12 protein-coding genes and 2 tRNA genes are annotated in these 16,615 nt (G+C 40.5%); all 14 read right to left on the bottom strand.

The features are described 5' to 3' along the window. Positions 1-269 precede the first annotated feature (269 nt). The 14 genes from glgA to liaF all read right to left on the bottom strand — a co-directional run bounded on the left by glgA (position 270) and on the right by liaF (position 16,355). On the bottom strand, positions 270-1,700 hold the full coding sequence (glgA, locus tag QRD39_RS02525) for a glycogen synthase GlgA (RefSeq protein ID WP_285955544.1): 1,431 nt from the start codon (positions 1,698-1,700) through the stop codon (positions 270-272). Further along, positions 1,697-2,833, bottom strand: a complete 1,137-nt coding sequence (gene glgD, locus QRD39_RS02520; RefSeq protein WP_285955543.1) for a glucose-1-phosphate adenylyltransferase subunit GlgD — start codon at positions 2,831-2,833, stop codon at positions 1,697-1,699. The genes glgA and glgD overlap by 4 nt, the downstream gene beginning before the upstream one ends. Beyond that, a complete protein-coding gene (locus tag QRD39_RS02515; protein ID WP_285955542.1) occupies positions 2,823-3,965 on the bottom strand; it encodes a glucose-1-phosphate adenylyltransferase in 1,143 nt (380 codons plus the stop codon). Before QRD39_RS02515 ends, glgD begins: the two co-directional genes overlap by 11 nt. 170 nt (positions 3,966-4,135) lie before the next feature. Next, positions 4,136-6,010, bottom strand: coding sequence for a 1,4-alpha-glucan branching protein GlgB (glgB, locus tag QRD39_RS02510; protein WP_002889364.1), 1,875 nt, complete (start codon positions 6,008-6,010; stop codon positions 4,136-4,138). A 121-nt stretch (positions 6,011-6,131) separates the two neighbouring features. Further along, positions 6,132-8,327 carry a type I pullulanase gene (gene pulA, locus QRD39_RS02505; RefSeq protein WP_285955541.1) on the bottom strand — a complete coding sequence of 732 codons (2,196 nt, stop codon included), beginning with the start codon at positions 8,325-8,327 and terminating at the stop codon, positions 6,132-6,134. Between the two features lie 199 nt (positions 8,328-8,526). Beyond that, positions 8,527-10,941 (bottom strand): DNA translocase FtsK, encoded by a 2,415-nt coding sequence (locus QRD39_RS02500; protein WP_285955540.1) that lies wholly within the window; start codon positions 10,939-10,941, stop codon positions 8,527-8,529. Positions 10,942-11,040: 99 nt separating this feature from the next. After that, positions 11,041-12,039: an NAD(P)/FAD-dependent oxidoreductase gene (locus tag QRD39_RS02495; RefSeq protein ID WP_285955539.1), complete on the bottom strand. Its 999-nt coding sequence runs from the start codon at positions 12,037-12,039 to the stop codon at positions 11,041-11,043. 1 nt (position 12,040) lies between these two features. After that, complete coding sequence (gene trmD, locus QRD39_RS02490) at positions 12,041-12,760, bottom strand: tRNA (guanosine(37)-N1)-methyltransferase TrmD (protein WP_021146191.1); 720 nt, start codon at positions 12,758-12,760, stop codon at positions 12,041-12,043. Continuing rightward, the gene (gene rimM / locus QRD39_RS02485) at positions 12,750-13,268 is read right to left on the bottom strand and encodes a ribosome maturation factor RimM (RefSeq protein WP_285955538.1); all 519 of its coding nucleotides are present in this window, start codon (positions 13,266-13,268) and stop codon (positions 12,750-12,752) included. Before rimM ends, trmD begins: the two co-directional genes overlap by 11 nt. A 276-nt stretch (positions 13,269-13,544) precedes the next feature. Next, positions 13,545-13,616: transfer RNA gene (locus QRD39_RS02480), tRNA-Glu, on the bottom strand. Between the two features lie 29 nt (positions 13,617-13,645). Then, positions 13,646-13,717, bottom strand: a tRNA-Gln gene (locus QRD39_RS02475). Between the two features lie 298 nt (positions 13,718-14,015). After that, positions 14,016-14,660: a response regulator transcription factor gene (locus tag QRD39_RS02470; protein ID WP_008535144.1), complete on the bottom strand. Its 645-nt coding sequence runs from the start codon at positions 14,658-14,660 to the stop codon at positions 14,016-14,018. Beyond that, a complete protein-coding gene (locus QRD39_RS02465; protein ID WP_002889372.1) occupies positions 14,650-15,660 on the bottom strand; it encodes an envelope stress sensor histidine kinase LiaS in 1,011 nt (336 codons plus the stop codon). Before QRD39_RS02465 ends, QRD39_RS02470 begins: the two co-directional genes overlap by 11 nt. Next, complete coding sequence (gene liaF / locus QRD39_RS02460; protein ID WP_002889373.1) at positions 15,657-16,355, bottom strand: cell wall-active antibiotics response protein LiaF; 699 nt, start codon at positions 16,353-16,355, stop codon at positions 15,657-15,659. The genes QRD39_RS02465 and liaF overlap by 4 nt, the downstream gene beginning before the upstream one ends. Positions 16,356-16,615: the final 260 nt, after the last annotated feature.

Raw genomic sequence — 16,615 nt, 5'->3', positions numbered from 1 at the left:
CCCAATCACAAAGTAATATGAGGAGAATGTCATCACTTATTTTTGGAGAATATCTCTTCGTATTCTAGTATGTTCAAGCAGACTACAGACTAGTTATGTAGATTATACCATAACAGAGCAAATCCTTGTAGGTCAAAAAATGAACTTTGTGAAGAAGCTCTAGAACTTCATTCGCCTTTACAAGACATTCCCTGTCATGGTTAAAATGTGAGTAATCTTTCTCATGACACGAAATAACTTTTCTCAAATTGAGAAAAGTTATCATCGTTTTAAACTAATTGCTTATATAAATCAACATATGCCAAGCTTGCAGTATCCCATGAGAAGTCACGAGTCATTGCATTATCTTGCAATTTTCTCCAAGCCTTAGGATCATCTTCATAAAGATCAAGCGCTTTTTCAAGGGTTTGTACCATCCAGTAACCAGAGAAGTTACCAAATGAGAAACCTGTACCCTCACCAGTGACAGCGTTGTATGGTTCAACCGTATCACGCAAGCCACCGACTTCGCTAACTACTGGCAAAGTACCATAACGCATAGACATCATTTGAGAAAGTCCACATGGTTCAAAAGCAGAAGGCATTAGGAAAATATCACAGCCTGCATAAATTTGTTGTGCCAATTCAAGGTTAAATGTGATATTGGCTGACATTTTTTGAGGATAGGCTTGTCCAAACCAAGAGAAAGAATGTTCATAATCGCCATAACCTGTTCCCAAAAGAACAACCTGAACATCATGTTGCAAAATGTTGTGCAATTCATTAACAACCAAGTCAAATCCTTTTTGGTCAGTCAAACGTGAAACCATACCAATCAAAGGTACATCTTTGCGTACCGGCAATCCAACACGTTCTTGGAGTGCAGCTTTATCTTTGGCCTTACCAGACAAATCTTTAACGGAAAAATGATAAGGAATATGAGTATCTGTTTCTGGGTCAAGGAGGTCTGTATCGATACCATTAACAATACCAGATAACTTACCTGATTCCATACGCATAATTTGGTCTAGGCCTTTACCAAATTCAGGTGTTTTAATTTCTTCTGCATATGATGGTGAAACAGTTGTTACACGATCGGCATAAAGCACAGCAGCTTTCATCCAGTTGAGACAGTTGTTCCAACGAAGTGTTCCATCTTCATAACGTTCATAGCCCACGCCGAAAAGATCGCCCAACATGCCACTATCAAATTGACCTTGGAATTCAATATTATGAATAGTAAAGACAGTCTTGATGTCTTTGTATGCCTTAATCCAGTGATATTTTTCCTTAAGCAAGAAAGGAATCATCCCTGTGTGGTAATCATGCACATGAAGAACATCTGGAACGAAGTCAATTTTTTCCATCATCTCCAAGGCAGCCAATTGGAAATAAGCAAAACGTTCGCCGTCATCCCATTCACCATAAACTGCTCCACGATTGAAGTATTGTTCGTTATCTACAAAGTAGAAGTCAACGCCTTCATGGGTTGTTTTCTTCATGCCAACATATTGCCAACGCCATCCCAATTTCGTGTAGAAGTAGCCCAAATCTTCCATTTGATCACCAAATTTTGCGGCAATCATATTGTAGTAAGGAAGAATAACGGCAACTTCATTTCCATCTTTAACTAATGATTTAGGAAGAGCACCGATTACATCACCAAGACCACCTGTTTTAGCAAAAGGTGCACCTTCAGCTGCTACAAATAAAACTTTCATCGTACAATATCCTCTGTTACAACGCTTCCTTTTGTAATAACAACAGGGTTGTTTTCAGTTCCTCGAATGGTTACACCATCAGCAACTGTTACGCCTTTATCAATGATAGCGTAATTAACGGTTGCATTTTTACCAATTTCAACACGAGGGAAAACAACTGAGTGCGTCACACTAGAACCTTCTTGCAAGCCTACATTACGAGACACTACTGAATCTTCAACATGACCACGTACAATAGAACCAGATGCAAACTGAGAACGTTTAACATCAGAACTATTTGAGTAGTAAGTTGGCTCTTCGTTTTTCACTTTTGTATACACTTTTTGATTTGGAGCAAAGAGTGAATAGAATTTTTGAGTATCCAACATATCCAAGTTAGCGTCAAAGTAAGATTTTACAGAATGGATATTTGAAAGATAGCCAGTGTATTCATAGGCGAATCCACCCTCAGCAGCTGCCAAATCACGAAGAACATAGCGTAGTTTACGAGGTTCTTCTTTAGCAGCTTCTTCTTCCAATTTTTCAATCAGGTAAGGAGTGTCAACTACAAAGATATCTGTTGACATGTTATAAATTTCTTTACCATTGTCTTGGAAGAGTTCATGCGAAATAATCTTATCAGTTTCATCGATTTCAAACACACTGTTAACTGATGAAATCTGTTCTTTTGGTAATTTCTTATAAACTACTGTAATTTTTTGGTCTGTAGTATTATGAAGGTGGAAAACTTGATTAAGGTCAATGTTAACCAATACATCACTGTTAAGTGCTACAGTCTGATCTGATCCTGAACGTTTCAAATAAGTCAAAATTTGACGGTAGTATTCCTCATCAACAGTTGAGCTTTCAACAGGAGTATTGTAAATACCAAGGTAGTAGTGACTCAAGAGAGTAGACAAGCCCCACTCACGACCAGAACGAATGTGGTCAAAAACTGAGCTAATGTTTTCGTTTTGGAAGATACCAAAGACGCTACGAATACCAGCATTAGCCAAATTAGAGAGAGGGAAGTCGATGAGGCGATATTTTCCACCAAATGGTAGGCTGGCAATAGGACGGTGTTCCGTCAAACCATCCATGTCATGATACCCTACGGTATTTCCTAGAATTGCTGAATATTTATCAATCTTCATCTTTTGGTATCCCCACTACTTCATTGTATCCTACGACTTGCACTTCTTCTGTTCCGTCAATTTCAACGCCTTCAGAAATGTGTGCTCCTTCACCGATAATGGCACGTTTTATTTTTGCACCTTTAGCAATGACTGCACCACTCATGATTACTGAATCTTCAACCACAGCACCTTCACGAATTTGAGCATTGGTTGAAAGGACAGAATGTTTAACTGTTCCATCAACTAATGAACCGTCGACTACAAGGGAATCCTCAACATGGGCATGTTCACCAAAGAAGTTTGGTGGAGCAATCATGTTACGTGAGTAAATCTTCCATTGGCGGTTACGGCTATCCAAAGCATTTTCTGGTGAAATGTATTCCATATTTGCTTCCCAAAGGGATTCGATAGTACCGACATCTTTCCAATAACCTGAAAATTCATAAGCATAAACGCTTTCACCAGTTTCCAAGTAAGCAGGAATAACATGTTTACCAAAGTCTGACATTTCAATGCCACCTTTTTCTGCTGATACCAACATGTTGCGTAGACGTTTCCAGTCAAAGATGTAAATACCCATTGATGCTTTCGTAGATTTTGGATGTTCTGGTTTTTCTTCAAATTCTACAATGCGATTATTTACATCAGTATTCATGATACCAAAGCGACTTGCTTCTTTAAGTGGTACATCTAATACAGCTACCGTAAGACTAGCATTATGATCCTTATGTGATTCTAGCATTTCATCATAGTCCATTTTGTAGATATGGTCACCAGACAAGATAAGGACATACTCAGGATTGATAGTGTCGATATAATCAATGTTTTGGTAGATGGCATGGCTAGTTCCTTCGAACCAACGGTTTCCTTCACTTGCAGAATATGGTTGAAGAATTGAAACACCAGAATTTACACCATCCAAGCCCCAACTTGAACCATTACCAATATGGCTGTTCAAAGCCAATGGTTGGTACTGAGTAATAACACCAACATTGTTAATGCCAGAGTTGGCACAGTTAGACAAACCGAAGTCAATGATACGGTAGCGACCACCAAATTGTACCGCAGGTTTGGCAATGCTTTGGGTCAATTTCCCAAGACGAGTTCCTTGCCCACCGGCAAGAATCAAAGCCAACATTTCATTTTTCATGTAAATTCCTCCAATTAGTTTTAGCCTCTAATCGTTTGAAGAGAAAGACGGCGATGGATAAAACTCCTTATTAACGTTTTTCTTTCACGAAGTTGAGTATGACAAATTATAAATATAAAGCTATTGTTACGTTCCACGATAATAGCAAAACTAAATCGTTACTAAAAATGTTATTTTAGACGACGTTTCACACGCCAGATACTTGCACCAAGTGCAGGCAAAGTGAAGGTAAGGGTATTTTCATAATCCTTCCACTTAGATTTTTTCGTCTTCGTATTAGGATTTCCTTCTTTCCAAACACCACCAAATTCTTCCATTTCAGTGTTAAGAACTTCTTGGTAGATACCCGCTACTGGTAATCCAATGGTGAAGTTTCTACGCTCTACTGGTGCCAAGTTGAAGACACATACCAAGAACTCACCCTTTTCGCTCCAACGAATGAATGACAGAACACTTTCAGCACGGTTATCAGCATCAATGATTTCCAAACCGCTGTACGAATCATCTATCTGCCACAATGCTCGATGGTCTTTATAGAAACCATTAGCAAAGCTAGTAAATTCTTGCATTTGTTGGTTCAATTTATCTTCAAGGTTCACCCATTCCAATTGGTAGTCATACTTCCATTCTAGGAATTGGCCAAATTCAGAACCCATGAACAACAACTTTTTACCTGGGTGGCAAAGCTGATAAGTATAGAGATTACGTAGGCCGGCAAATTGATTGTAGCGATCGCCCCACATCTTATGCATCATGCTCTTTTTACCGTGTACTACTTCGTCATGTGAGAATGGTAAGACATAATGCTCATTGAAACAGTACATGAAGCTGAAGGTCATAAGATTGAAATCATACTGACGATAAACTGGATCTTCTTCGTAGAACTTAAGAATATCATTCATCCAACCCATGTTCCATTTGAAGTCGAAGCCTAGACCACCTTCTTCAATAGGCTGAGTAATTGGTGTTGCTGCCGTTGATTCTTCAGCAATCATCATAACACCTGGATGACGTTCTTTAACGACTCGGTTTAATTTTTGTAGGAAGCCATAGCCTTCTAAGTTTCGATTTCCACCTTCCCTATTTGGTAGCCATGGACCTTCATCGTAGTCCAAATAGAGCATATTAGATACAGCATCTACACGGATACCATCGATATGATAATTTTCAATCCAATAAAGTGCACTTGAGATAAGGAAAGACTGTACTTGATTTTTTCCTAAATCAAAATTCAAGGCTCCCCAACGATAATTGTGGGCACGGTCATGATCTTGATACTCAAATGTTGGCGTTCCATCAAAGTATGCCAAGGCATCATCGTTTTGAGTGAAATGCCCTGGAACCCAGTCTACCAGAACACCAATGTTATTTTGGTGACAAGCTTCAACGAAATCTTGGAATTCTTCTGGTGTACCGTAGGTGTGTTCAAAAGCGAAATACCCCATCAGTTGATAACCCCAACTCATCCCTAGAGGGTGAGCCATCAAAGGAAGAAACTCAACATGTGTGTATTTCATCTCAACCAAGTATGGAATCAACTCTTCTTTGAGTTCTTTAAAGGTGTATGGTTGACCGTCTTCTTTTAACTTCCAAGAAGAGGCGTGAACTTCATAAATATTAACGGGACGTTTTTGAAAACCTAAACGCTTACGACGGCCCATCCAAAGGCCATCTTTCCATTTTTTGTCAACTTTTTTACGAATCACAGCTCCTGTTCCTGGTCTAGGTTCCAAGTAAGTGGCAAAAGGATCCATTTTTTCGACCACTTGACCACCCTTGCGCTTAACCAAAAACTTATAAAGCTGACCTTCTTCTGGGAGGTCTGACGTTACCTCCCAAACACCAATATGATTTTTAACCATGTCTAAGGGTTCGTCAAACCATCCTGTAAAGTCACCAATCACCTGAACATTTTCAGCATGGGGTGCCCAGACACGGAAAACATAGCCCTCTTCACTACCATCTATCTCATGTGAACCTAGATAATTTTGTAAATGGAAATTCTCACCTATTCCAAATGTATACATAGCTTCATCATGTTTCATATCATCTCTCCTTCCTGAAAATTGATAATTCTACTACACTAAAACTTTTCTAGATAATGCGTGAGCTATCAAAGCCTCTATGTAAGCGTTTACTAAATTATATCATATTTTCTATGCCCTGTCAGAAAATATCTAAACTTTTTTTCACATTGTTAAAAACAAATGCTTTATTTAGATGACCAGAAACATGTAATTCCACAATACCTGAGTCATACTCCGCTTTAAATACAAAAAGATTATCATAAATTTCTGCGAAACTATGGTATGAAAATTCAGGACTTGTTTTTTTTCTTTCAATCAACTTAGCAACCTTGGAAATCAAAGTTTTTTTAAGCGTAACTTGGTTCCAGTCCACCTGATTAACTTCATCTGGCGCATTATAGCTATTCATAGCACGTTGTTCATCCTCATTGGTAATGGCACCATCAGGTCCAGTTCCCACCATCTTAGTCCGTTGAAACTCCTGACCAAGTTGCATGAAGCACATTCCCTGCATGCTCAGATTTAAAGCATTAGCTAAGTAAATACGATTTTCAATATCTTCTTCAGAATCTTCAGGATGTAAGTGATTCATGAGATCGTTAAGATTATAATTATCATGAGCCTCAATATAATTTAATACTTGTCCTGGCATCAAGTAATTGACAAAGCCACGACTTCCCAAGAGACTCTTAGCAATTTTATCTTCTGTTGGAGCACCTGAAACAAAACCTTTACTGATATGGCCATATACTTCTGCCCCTTTAACGGCATCACGTGAATTGTCATTAAAGAAACCTATACGAGGAAGGAGGGCTGCATTATCCTTCTTAGCCTTTTGTTCACTGGCTAAACCTATTCCCATATCCCATCCTTCACCATAGAGTAAAATACGGGAATCAATAGCATCCATGGCTGAGCGGACAGCATTCATTGTTTCAACATCATGCAATCCCATTAGGTCAAAACGAAAACCATCAACACCAAATTCTTCAACCCAGTAAGTCAAGGAATCAATCATATACTTACGAAACATTTCCTTGTCACTCGCTGTTTCATTTCCACAACCAGAACCATCTTGAAACGAACCATTGTCATGCATACGGTAATAATAAGCTGGTACAGACAATTGGAAGGGTGAACTGTAAGAAGAATAGGTGTGATTATAAACAACGTCCATAATAACTCCAATACCTGCCTTATGATAGGCCTGAATCATATTCTTCAGTTCTAAGATAGGGGCTAAAGGATTCTTTTGGTCAGCGGCAAACTGGCGATCGGGAACATTATAGTTTTCAGGATCGTATCCCCAGTTGTATAGAATATTGCCCTTTTCGTCATAGGTCTTATGGTGGTCAAAAACAGGTTGCAATTGTATGTAATTGTATCCCATCCCCTTGATGTAATCAAATCCAGTCACATCACCATGAGCATTCTTTGTTCCCTCTTGACAAGCACCGAGGTAGGTTCCTCTGTATTTTTCTTTGACCCCTGAAGTCTTTGACTTAGAGAAGTCACGGATATGCATTTCACAAATGACTGCAGAACAAGGATTTTTTGTTCGCCAGTGGGCATTGGCTTTTGTGACTTTTTGATAGCCCCTTGGAATCATTCGTTCTGGATTGACGACCAGACTCTTTTTGTTATCTAAGCTAAGTGCCAGGCTGTAAGGATCTCGTGTGTCTTGGTAGAATCTTTCTTCATGATACACACGATATTGGTAAGCCACTCCATCTAAGTTTTGTTTGATTTTAGCTGTCCACACACCCTGATTATTTAACTGATGGTGATCCTTGTTGATACTTGTCCCTCTTTTCATTTTAATGATGCGAGGACGTTTTCCATCTTTTCTATAGATGAGGACCTGAACACGATGCGCCAAAGGTGCCCACAAACGGAATTCTGTTTCTTTGGCATGGTATTTGTGACCTAACCAGCCTTGAAAGCCCCATTTTTGGTCGAATTCTTTCTTACGAATGGCCATGTCAAAGGCATGGTGATCACGTTCAGTAAAGCAACTGCTAGTTAAAGCAGCTGGCTTTGAATAGTAAACTTCAGAATCTCCCTCTACCAACCAAATCTCATTGGGAGCATCCCCCAAAAAACGACGAATATGATAATCATGTGTTTGACTAGACCAGTTCCCGCTTTTTACTAACAAATTTACAGAATCAATAAAACGGGATGCTGGAAATGATACTTCTCCAATTAAGCCAAAGTCATCTTGGCCTGAAAAAAACGCATCCTTTCCCCAGTAGCCATCTAGCCACCTCCACATGCTATATTTTGAATATTCACCGTTCATACTGTGAAAATGAACGATTACCCTGTTGTCCATTTTTTCTCCTTTTCTATCTAAGTAATACATACACTCATTATAACACAAAATAAAGGTGAATTTGAAAGCGTTTTTTTCTAAAGTAAGAACTATTCTCCCTACCAATAAAAAAAGGATATGAGAAATCCACTAAACGCAGTTATTTCTCATATCCTTTAGTCATTTTAGAATATTATAGGCTACAGGCCACTTTAAATCATTATTCTTGAGTCATCAAAACCTTACGAGGTTTGGTACCTTCGGCTGGTCCGATAACACCTGCTTCTTCCAATTCTTCCATCAAACGAGTGGCACGGTTGAAACCAACTGATAGACGACGTTGAATCATGGATGCACTTGCTTTTTGCGTTTCCAATACCAGAGCCTTGGCTTCCTCAAAAAGCGGATCGCCTTCTGAACCCCCACCATTAGAAGATGAAGCTCCTCCAAAATCATTTTCAGAAACATCACCAGGGTCGAAGCTCTCATCGTAGTCAGCTGAGGCTTGTTCCTTGATAAAGGTCACAATGCGTTCCACATCATCATCAGAAATGAAAGAGCCTTGCAAACGAACGGGATGGTTTTCATCAATAGGTTTGAAAAGCATGTCCCCACGTCCGAGTAATTTTTCAGCTCCATTTTCATCCAAAATGGTACGACTATCTGTTCCAGAAGACACGGCAAAGGCCACACGAGAAGGTACATTGGCCTTAATTAAGCCAGAGATAACATCAACTGATGGCCGTTGGGTGGCAAGAATCATGTGGATACCTGCTGCACGCGCCTTTTGTCCCAGACGGATGATAGCATCTTCCACTTCCTTGCTGGCCACCATCATCAAGTCAGCTAACTCATCGACAATAACCACAATCAAAGGCAAAGGAATCTGTTTCTCTTGCGATTGGGCATTCCAGTCTTCAACTTTGGCATTGTAGCCAGCAATGTTACGTACACCAAATTTACTAAAGAGTTCGTAACGATTTTCCATCTCATCCACCACTTTTTGAAGGGCCTTAGCCGCCTTACGTGGGTTGGTCACCACAGGGATGAGAAGATGTGGAATATCGTTGTAAACAGAGAGCTCAACCATCTTAGGATCAACCATAAGTAACTTAACCTGATCTGGGCGAGCCTTCATCAGAATACTTGAGATGATTCCGTTAACCGCAACTGATTTACCAGAACCTGTTGACCCAGCCACTAACAAGTGAGGCATGCGAGCTAAATCAAAGCTACGAGCCGAACCGTCAACCGCCTTACCAAGAGGAACTTCCAAGAGTTTATTAGGATCTGTCTTAGCCTGCTCCCAAAGTTCACGGAAAGACACCGTCGCAATCTCAGAGTTAGGAACTTCGATACCAACCAAAGATTTTCCAGGAATAGGCGCCTCAATACGGACATCTTTTGCGGCAAGAGCCAAAGCCAAGTCATCCGCTAGATTGGATATACGATTGACCCGAACCCCAACAGCAGGTTTGACCTCGTACTTGGTCACAGATGGCCCAATTTCGGCCCGCTCAACCTTGACATCAATGTTGAAACTCTTAAAGGTATCCTCAAGGATACGTATGTTCTTACGAACAATGTTTTTCTCTTTAGACTGACTTTTAGGTTTGTCCGGTGCAAAAAGATCGATAGTAGGGAGTTTGTACTGCAAGAGCTCCTTAGGTGTAAAATCTACCTCAACAGGAGCATCATCGCCCTCAACCACCATAGAGGGTGGAAACTCTTCGGTTGGCAAATCCTCTGGATAAGGAGGAAAGTTTGCTTGAAAATCCTCATAATCCTCTGGAGGAAAATTGTCATCGTAGACCTCAGAGGCATAATCACTGATTTCTGGTTCGGGAGTATAAATCTCAGCTTCTTGCGGTAATTCCTCTGCTTCGTCCTCTAAAATTTCGCCAGTCTCTTCATCAACGGTCAAATCAGCCAGACGTTCTTCCTCTGCACGTTCTTGCGCTTCACGCTCTTTCTGGGCCTGACGCTCTGCCTTCTTCTCCTGCCGTAGAGCTGTTCGTTCCAAACGCTTTTCAGCACCTCGTTGCCATACTGCTTTAGCATAATCAATGACATCCAAAACATCCCAGGGACTCATAATAAAAGCACCCAAGAGAATGAACAAGCCACCAATCATGAAACTACCAAGATTTGAAAAGAGGAAGTAACTAGGCTTATACAAGAGAGCACCTAACAAACCTCCCCCTGTGAAGCGAGCTACCTGCACACTCACAAATTCCCCAAAAAGCAAATCCATCGTTCCAGGGAAAATATCTAGACCATCCATACGATCTAAGGTAAAGAGATAGGCATGAAACTCTATCAAGAGGCCTACAAAAGCCATCCAAAATCCCGTCACATAATTGCTATGTTTACGCAACCATTTAAACCCAAAAAGATAGACATAGATGGCAAAAATCAATGGATAAGCCAGACTGCCTACAAACACACGAAAGAAATTGTAGAGTGTTATCCCAAAGAAACCCAATCGAAAGACTGGGAAAATTAAGACAAAGGCAAAAAAGAAGGTCCATAGCATCCGCTTAATCGCCTTCTGTCTTTCTAATTCTGCTTTTGTGGGCCGCTTCTTACTGCTCTTAGAATCCGTCCCCTTTTTTGTTTTTTTCGTTCTAGCCATAGCTGTATTATACCACGTTTTTAAACATGAAAAAAGAGAGACAAGTCTCTCTTGAAATTGAAAGCAAAGTCTTCTTTTGAGCCTTTCCTTCTTTTAAAATTATTCTTCAATCAAAGATGTTGAGTGAACTGGGCGGTTCTTACCATCTGGATTAATATATTGGATAGCTTGGTTAATAGCGATAGGGGCTTCACCCATACCAACTGCAATCAAATCAATTTTACCGTCATATTCTGCTGCATCACCGATAGCGTAAACCCCTTCTTGCGACGTTTCAAACTTAGGATTGACAGCAATACTTGAGCGTTTATAATCGACATTCCAATTGCGAAGATTTTTGTTATTAGTTGAGAAACCAAAGCTGACAATCAGGGAATCTAATGGCAATTCCTCAACCTCGTCTGACTTCACTTTTTGAACCGTCAAACTTTGAGCGAGACCATTTTCGCCTTTAATTTCAAGCGGTACATAAGGCGTCATCACGTTAACTGACGATTGATGAAGTAACTCAACACTGTGCTCATGGGCACGGAAGGCATCACGGCGGTGAATCAAGGTCACACTCTCAGCAATACCATCCAAGTGATTGGCCCAGTCAACGGCTGAATCGCCACCACCAGCAATTACAACCTTCTTGCCAGCAAATTGGTCCAGACTATGCACATTATAGAACAAGTTATTGTCCGCATAATCTTCTTCATTGTCCACACCCAAAGGACGTGGAGCGAAAGCACCATTTCCACAAGCAATGACGATAGCCTTAGACAAGTGTTGACCCTTACTAGTCGTTATAGTGAAGACACCATCCGTCTTCTCAAAGGTTTGTACTTCCTCTTTCAAATGAATATCGACACGGTCTTCAAAACGCTTGAGCTGAATCAAGAGGTTCTCTGTCAATTCCGCACCTGTCGTTTGAGGAAAGGCCGGAATATCGTAGATTTTCTTCTCAGGGTAGAGAATGGCAGGCTGTCCACCAAGCTCTGACAAGCTCTCAATAATATTAACAGTCATGCCACGTAGGCCAGCATAAAAAGCTGCCCAAAGACCGACTGGTCCACCACCAATAATGGTAATATCGTAAATCTTTTCTTCTGACATTTTATTTTCCTTCTGCTTTTATCTCTTCTAAAATCTGACGTTCTTCATCTGTAAAATCATAGTTTTCCAAAAGATCTGGTCGACGCTCTAAGGTCTTACGCAAACTTTGCTCCATCCGCCAGCGTCGAATATTGACATGATGTCCTGACAAGAGAACATCAGGTACCTTCATGCCACGAAATTCAGCTGGACGCGTATACTGTGGAAACTCCAAAAGCCCTGATGAAAAACTATCATCCTTATGGCTGGCTTCCTTACCCAAAACCTCTGGAATCAAGCGGACAGTTGCATCTACAATGGTCATAGCAGCCAACTCTCCGCCTGTTAAGACAAAGTCTCCTAGTGAGATTTCGTCCGTCACTAAGGTTTTGATGCGTTCGTCATAGCCCTCATAGTGGCCACAGATAAAGACCAACTCCTCTTCTTGAGCCAATTCTTCTGCGTAGGCCTGGTCAAAGGTACGTCCTGCAGGATCTAAGAGAATGACACGAGGTTTGGTCACCTGTAGTTTATCAAAGGTATCAAAAATTGGCTGAGCACGCAGCAACATGCCTTGTCCGCCACCGTAGGGTTCATCATCCACATGACGAGCCTTCTCTGCATTCTCACGGAAGTTATGATAGTTAATTTCTAAGAGACCTTTTTCCTGGGCCTTGCCTACGATGGAGTGCTCTAAGGGAGCAAACATATCTGGAAATAGCGTCAAGATATCAATCTTCATCGTCTAACCCTTCCATGAGTTCAACCTCAATACGGCCAGCGGCAACATCAACATCGAGAACCACTGGTGGAATATAAGGCAGGAGCAAGTCTTTCTTGCCTTTGCGTTTCACTACCCAAACGTCGTTGGCCCCCGGTTGGAGAATCTCTTTAACCTGACCGATGAGGGTATCCCCTTCATAAACATCAAGACCAATGATTTCATGGTAGTAAAACTCCCCATCACCTAGATCTGTTAGATTTTCCTCAGCAACTTTGAGGCTGTACCCCTTGTACTTTTCGACATCATTGATATGATAGAGTCCCTTAAACTTAACAATATCAAAGTTCTTGTGTTTACGGTGACTGGCAACTTCAACATCCATGATGTAGTTATCTTTGTCATCAAAAAGGGCTAGGAGACTCTTCTTCTTAAAACGTTCATCCGCAAAATCCGTTACAGACAAAACACGGAGTTCCCCCTGTAATCCCTGTGTGTTTACAATCTTTCCAACGTTATAGTATGTCATTTAAATTCCTTATTTATTTTTCTCAATCAAAGTAAGCAGTGACTTAAACTCTTCCTTGCTAGAAAGGTGAAAGACTTCAGTGAATCGCTTGGGCATTCTTATTTTAAGGCAAGGCGAACCTATGTCTGTCATCATCACATGAGTCTTTTTAGTCACGTCAGATGCTTCTATTGACTTTAATTTTAGAGTAGCATGAATGGTCTTGTTTTGGCCAATTAGCTCCTCTATTCTATCAAAAAGGATACAAAAAAACCAGCTTTCTCTAGCTGGTACTAATAGTCCGTACGGGATTCGAACCCGTGTTACCGCCGTGAAAAGGCGGTGTCTTAACCCCTTGACCAACGGACCATAGTTTATCTTTTTACCCTCAGATAAAACTGGGGTAGCTGGATTCGAACCAACGCATGAGGGAGTCAAAGTCCCTTGCCTTACCGCTTGGCTATACCCCAAAAGACTCTTACTATTTTACAGAAAGATAGGATGACTGTCAACACTTTTTAACATTTTTTCAAAAAAAGCAATCGGTTAACCGATTGCTTTGAATTAGGAGATTTCATCATCTAAGAGCACTTAGATGGATGATACGAGGTTGAGTGACCTCATATGAAAAAAGAAAAGTTTTAGGATAGTTCTATTGTATGTCTTGCTAGACATAAAGTCAATATATTTGACTGACAAAATCAGAAAAAATTTTCTTTAAGCAAATACTCTTGGTCTTTTTTTACAGTCGAGTTGACATGAGCCACCTTAATCATCGTTTTGTGAAACTAGATGATGTCTAAAAGCATAGACTACCGCTTGAGTACGATCATCTACGTTGAGTTTACCCAGGATATTCGAAACGTGCGTTTTGACAGTCTTCAACGAAATAAAGAGTTCATTAGCAATGGTTTGATTGTCATAGCCTTTAGCCAAAAGTGCCAGGATATCACGTTCACGTGCTGTCAAGTCATCATGTAAATCCGGATGACTATCGTGGTACTTAATCTTATTGTCTACCTCAGTCTCGATAGCTTCCTCACCACGGTAAACCTTACGGATACTATTGAGAATTTCTGCCGCACTGCTAGTTTTGAGCATGTAACCTTTAGCACCTGCTTCAATAACCGGATAAATTTTTTCATTGTCCAAATAACTGGTCAAAACCAAAATTTTAGCTTCAGGCCATTCTTTGAGCAATTCTAAAGTTGCTTGTACGCCATCTAACTCAGGCATAACAAGATCCATTACAACCACATCTGGACGTAATTCCAAAGCCAGGTCGACACCTTCACGGCCATTACCTGCCTCTCCAACCACTTCTACGTCTCCTTGAAGATTCAAGAAGCTCTTGAGGCCCAAGCGGACCATTTCATGGTCATCGACCAAAATCACACTTATTTTATTCGACATTGTTTTCTCCTCTCAATATTGGCACACGAACATCAATGGAGGTTCCTTTACCTTTTGCAGATAGGAACTGTACGGTTCCAGCCATTTCATCGACACGTTCTTGGATATTTTTCAGTCCGTAACTCATTTCGTCAGTCGAGGCATTCAAATCATAACCAACACCATTATCCAGCATTTTCAACTGAATCTCCTGACTATTTTGGTAGAGATAAACCTCTATTTGACTAGCCTTGGCGTGTTTTAGGGTATTAGAGATAAACTCTTGGGCAATCCTAAAGAGATTATTTTCAATCCGCTTAGGCACTTTCTTAACCATATCCTTGTAAATCACACGAATATTGGATTTATCGGTTAGCTCCTTAAGAATCATCTGCAAACCTTCTTGCAAGGTCTTGTTTTCAAGCTCAGTCGGGCGAAGATGCAAGAGTAAAACACGCATGTCATTCTGAGCGTCAGTAAGCATGGCCTCCACCGCCTGTATCTGATTATGGAGGTCCTCCTTAGTCAGCTGATCCACCATTTGAGAGACCCCAGACAGAATCATACTAGCCGCAAAGAGTTCCTGACTCACCGTATCATGAAGATCACGAGCAATACGACCTCGCTCCTTCTTGATAATATCACGGCTTTGAAGGGCCTGAGCATTCTCAGTCTTTTGCAGGTCTTCAGTCAATTTGCGCATCTTATGAGACAGACGCATCATGTTCTTGTCTAACTCAATATCTCCCTGGCGCTTAACAGATTGGTTATTGATAATCCGACGCAAATCCTGATTGACCGAACGCATACTATTATCATTAGCAATAGCCCACAGGATATAGAGCAGAATGAGCAAACTCAGAACCACAAAGAACATGTTAAAAAGAAAGTGAAACGCTTGGGAAAGACTACCAAAAACCAATGAAAAATTGAGATTGAAACTGTCCATCACAACCAAGGTGACACCGACCAGGACAACAACCGAGTAAATAAGGATTAAAAATAGGTACTGTTTCTTCATTTGCGACGTACCTCCACTGGCCCGGCTCCCACATTGAGAATCAATTTGACTGTTCTATAGGCATGCTCATACTCCGCACCTTGCAAGGTCAAACTTTCATAGCGAAGGTCATATTCATCTTCATTGAAGAAGGTAACAGAACTATAAATAGCAGATATGTTAAGTTTAACGGAGACATCAATGGGCACCAAGACCGTCGTTGGCCCATAAAGTTTCTGAAGAATCACAACATTGTCTCTACCTGAAACAATAACCTGAGTCAAATCAATCACATCTGTCCCAAAGAAACGGATAATATTGATGTCATCAAAGTCATAGCGATCACTCACTGGCTCCATACGTGTCCCAATCCACTGATTTCGCACAGCCCGGGGATCTAAATCGTCTTCTTTGAACTTGATAAGGGCATAGCGATTCTTTTTCTTAACCTGTGAAAAATGGTTAATCATGACATAGGCTACACCCACCAAGATAGCAAGCACCACATAGACATTCCACATGGAAACCAAAAAAAGTGAAATTAAACTAATGGTCAAGACAAAATCACTCTTAGACTCTTTATTAAAGAAACGGATAGCCAAGAGAGTCAAGACTAAAATAAAAATAAAACTGGTAATATCATTGTTAAAGATAGTGATTAAGCCAAGAGTCAAAAGTAAGGCTTCCACTACCAAGAAAAAATTAAATTTGGTCATAAGGACCTCTCACATAAAAGTATACAGGCTTCATTCTATCAAATTTTAGGCCAATTGACAAAAAGTGCAAAAAAAGAGAGGTCACACAACCTCTCTTTGATATTGATTTTGTTGATATTTTCCTTAGATAAAGATAAACGTCAGCAAAACCCTTTGGAGTCTCATGACTACAATCATGAAGCTTCCGAACGTCTAAAACTTTAAAGTTCAGGCATAGTTATCGTAGTCGAAAGTCTCGGTTTATGCTTGCTTCGTTCGCA

Source organism: Streptococcus raffinosi (genome assembly GCF_030284685.1).
GTDB classification, from domain to species: domain Bacteria; phylum Bacillota; class Bacilli; order Lactobacillales; family Streptococcaceae; genus Streptococcus; species Streptococcus raffinosi.
Note: the sequence above shows the minus strand (reverse complement) of the source record. Positions and strands in the feature narration are given on the sequence as shown.

Coding starts and splice junctions, on each gene's coding strand:
- QRD39_RS02500 (WP_285955540.1), bottom strand. CDS start 10,941: ATGGCTAGAACGAAAAAAACAAAAAAGGGGACGGATTCTAAGAGCAGT.
- trmD (WP_021146191.1), bottom strand. CDS start 12,760: ATGAAGATTGATATCTTGACGCTATTTCCAGATATGTTTGCTCCCTTA.
- QRD39_RS02515 (WP_285955542.1), bottom strand. CDS start 3,965: ATGAAAAATGAAATGTTGGCTTTGATTCTTGCCGGTGGGCAAGGAACT.
- QRD39_RS02470 (WP_008535144.1), bottom strand. CDS start 14,660: ATGTCGAATAAAATAAGTGTGATTTTGGTCGATGACCATGAAATGGTC.
- pulA (WP_285955541.1), bottom strand. CDS start 8,327: ATGGACAACAGGGTAATCGTTCATTTTCACAGTATGAACGGTGAATAT.
- glgB (WP_002889364.1), bottom strand. CDS start 6,010: ATGAAACATGATGAAGCTATGTATACATTTGGAATAGGTGAGAATTTC.
- liaF (WP_002889373.1), bottom strand. CDS start 16,355: ATGACCAAATTTAATTTTTTCTTGGTAGTGGAAGCCTTACTTTTGACT.
- glgD (WP_285955543.1), bottom strand. CDS start 2,833: ATGAAGATTGATAAATATTCAGCAATTCTAGGAAATACCGTAGGGTAT.
- QRD39_RS02495 (WP_285955539.1), bottom strand. CDS start 12,039: ATGTCAGAAGAAAAGATTTACGATATTACCATTATTGGTGGTGGACCA.
- QRD39_RS02465 (WP_002889372.1), bottom strand. CDS start 15,660: ATGAAGAAACAGTACCTATTTTTAATCCTTATTTACTCGGTTGTTGTC.
- rimM (WP_285955538.1), bottom strand. CDS start 13,268: ATGACATACTATAACGTTGGAAAGATTGTAAACACACAGGGATTACAG.
- glgA (WP_285955544.1), bottom strand. CDS start 1,700: ATGAAAGTTTTATTTGTAGCAGCTGAAGGTGCACCTTTTGCTAAAACA.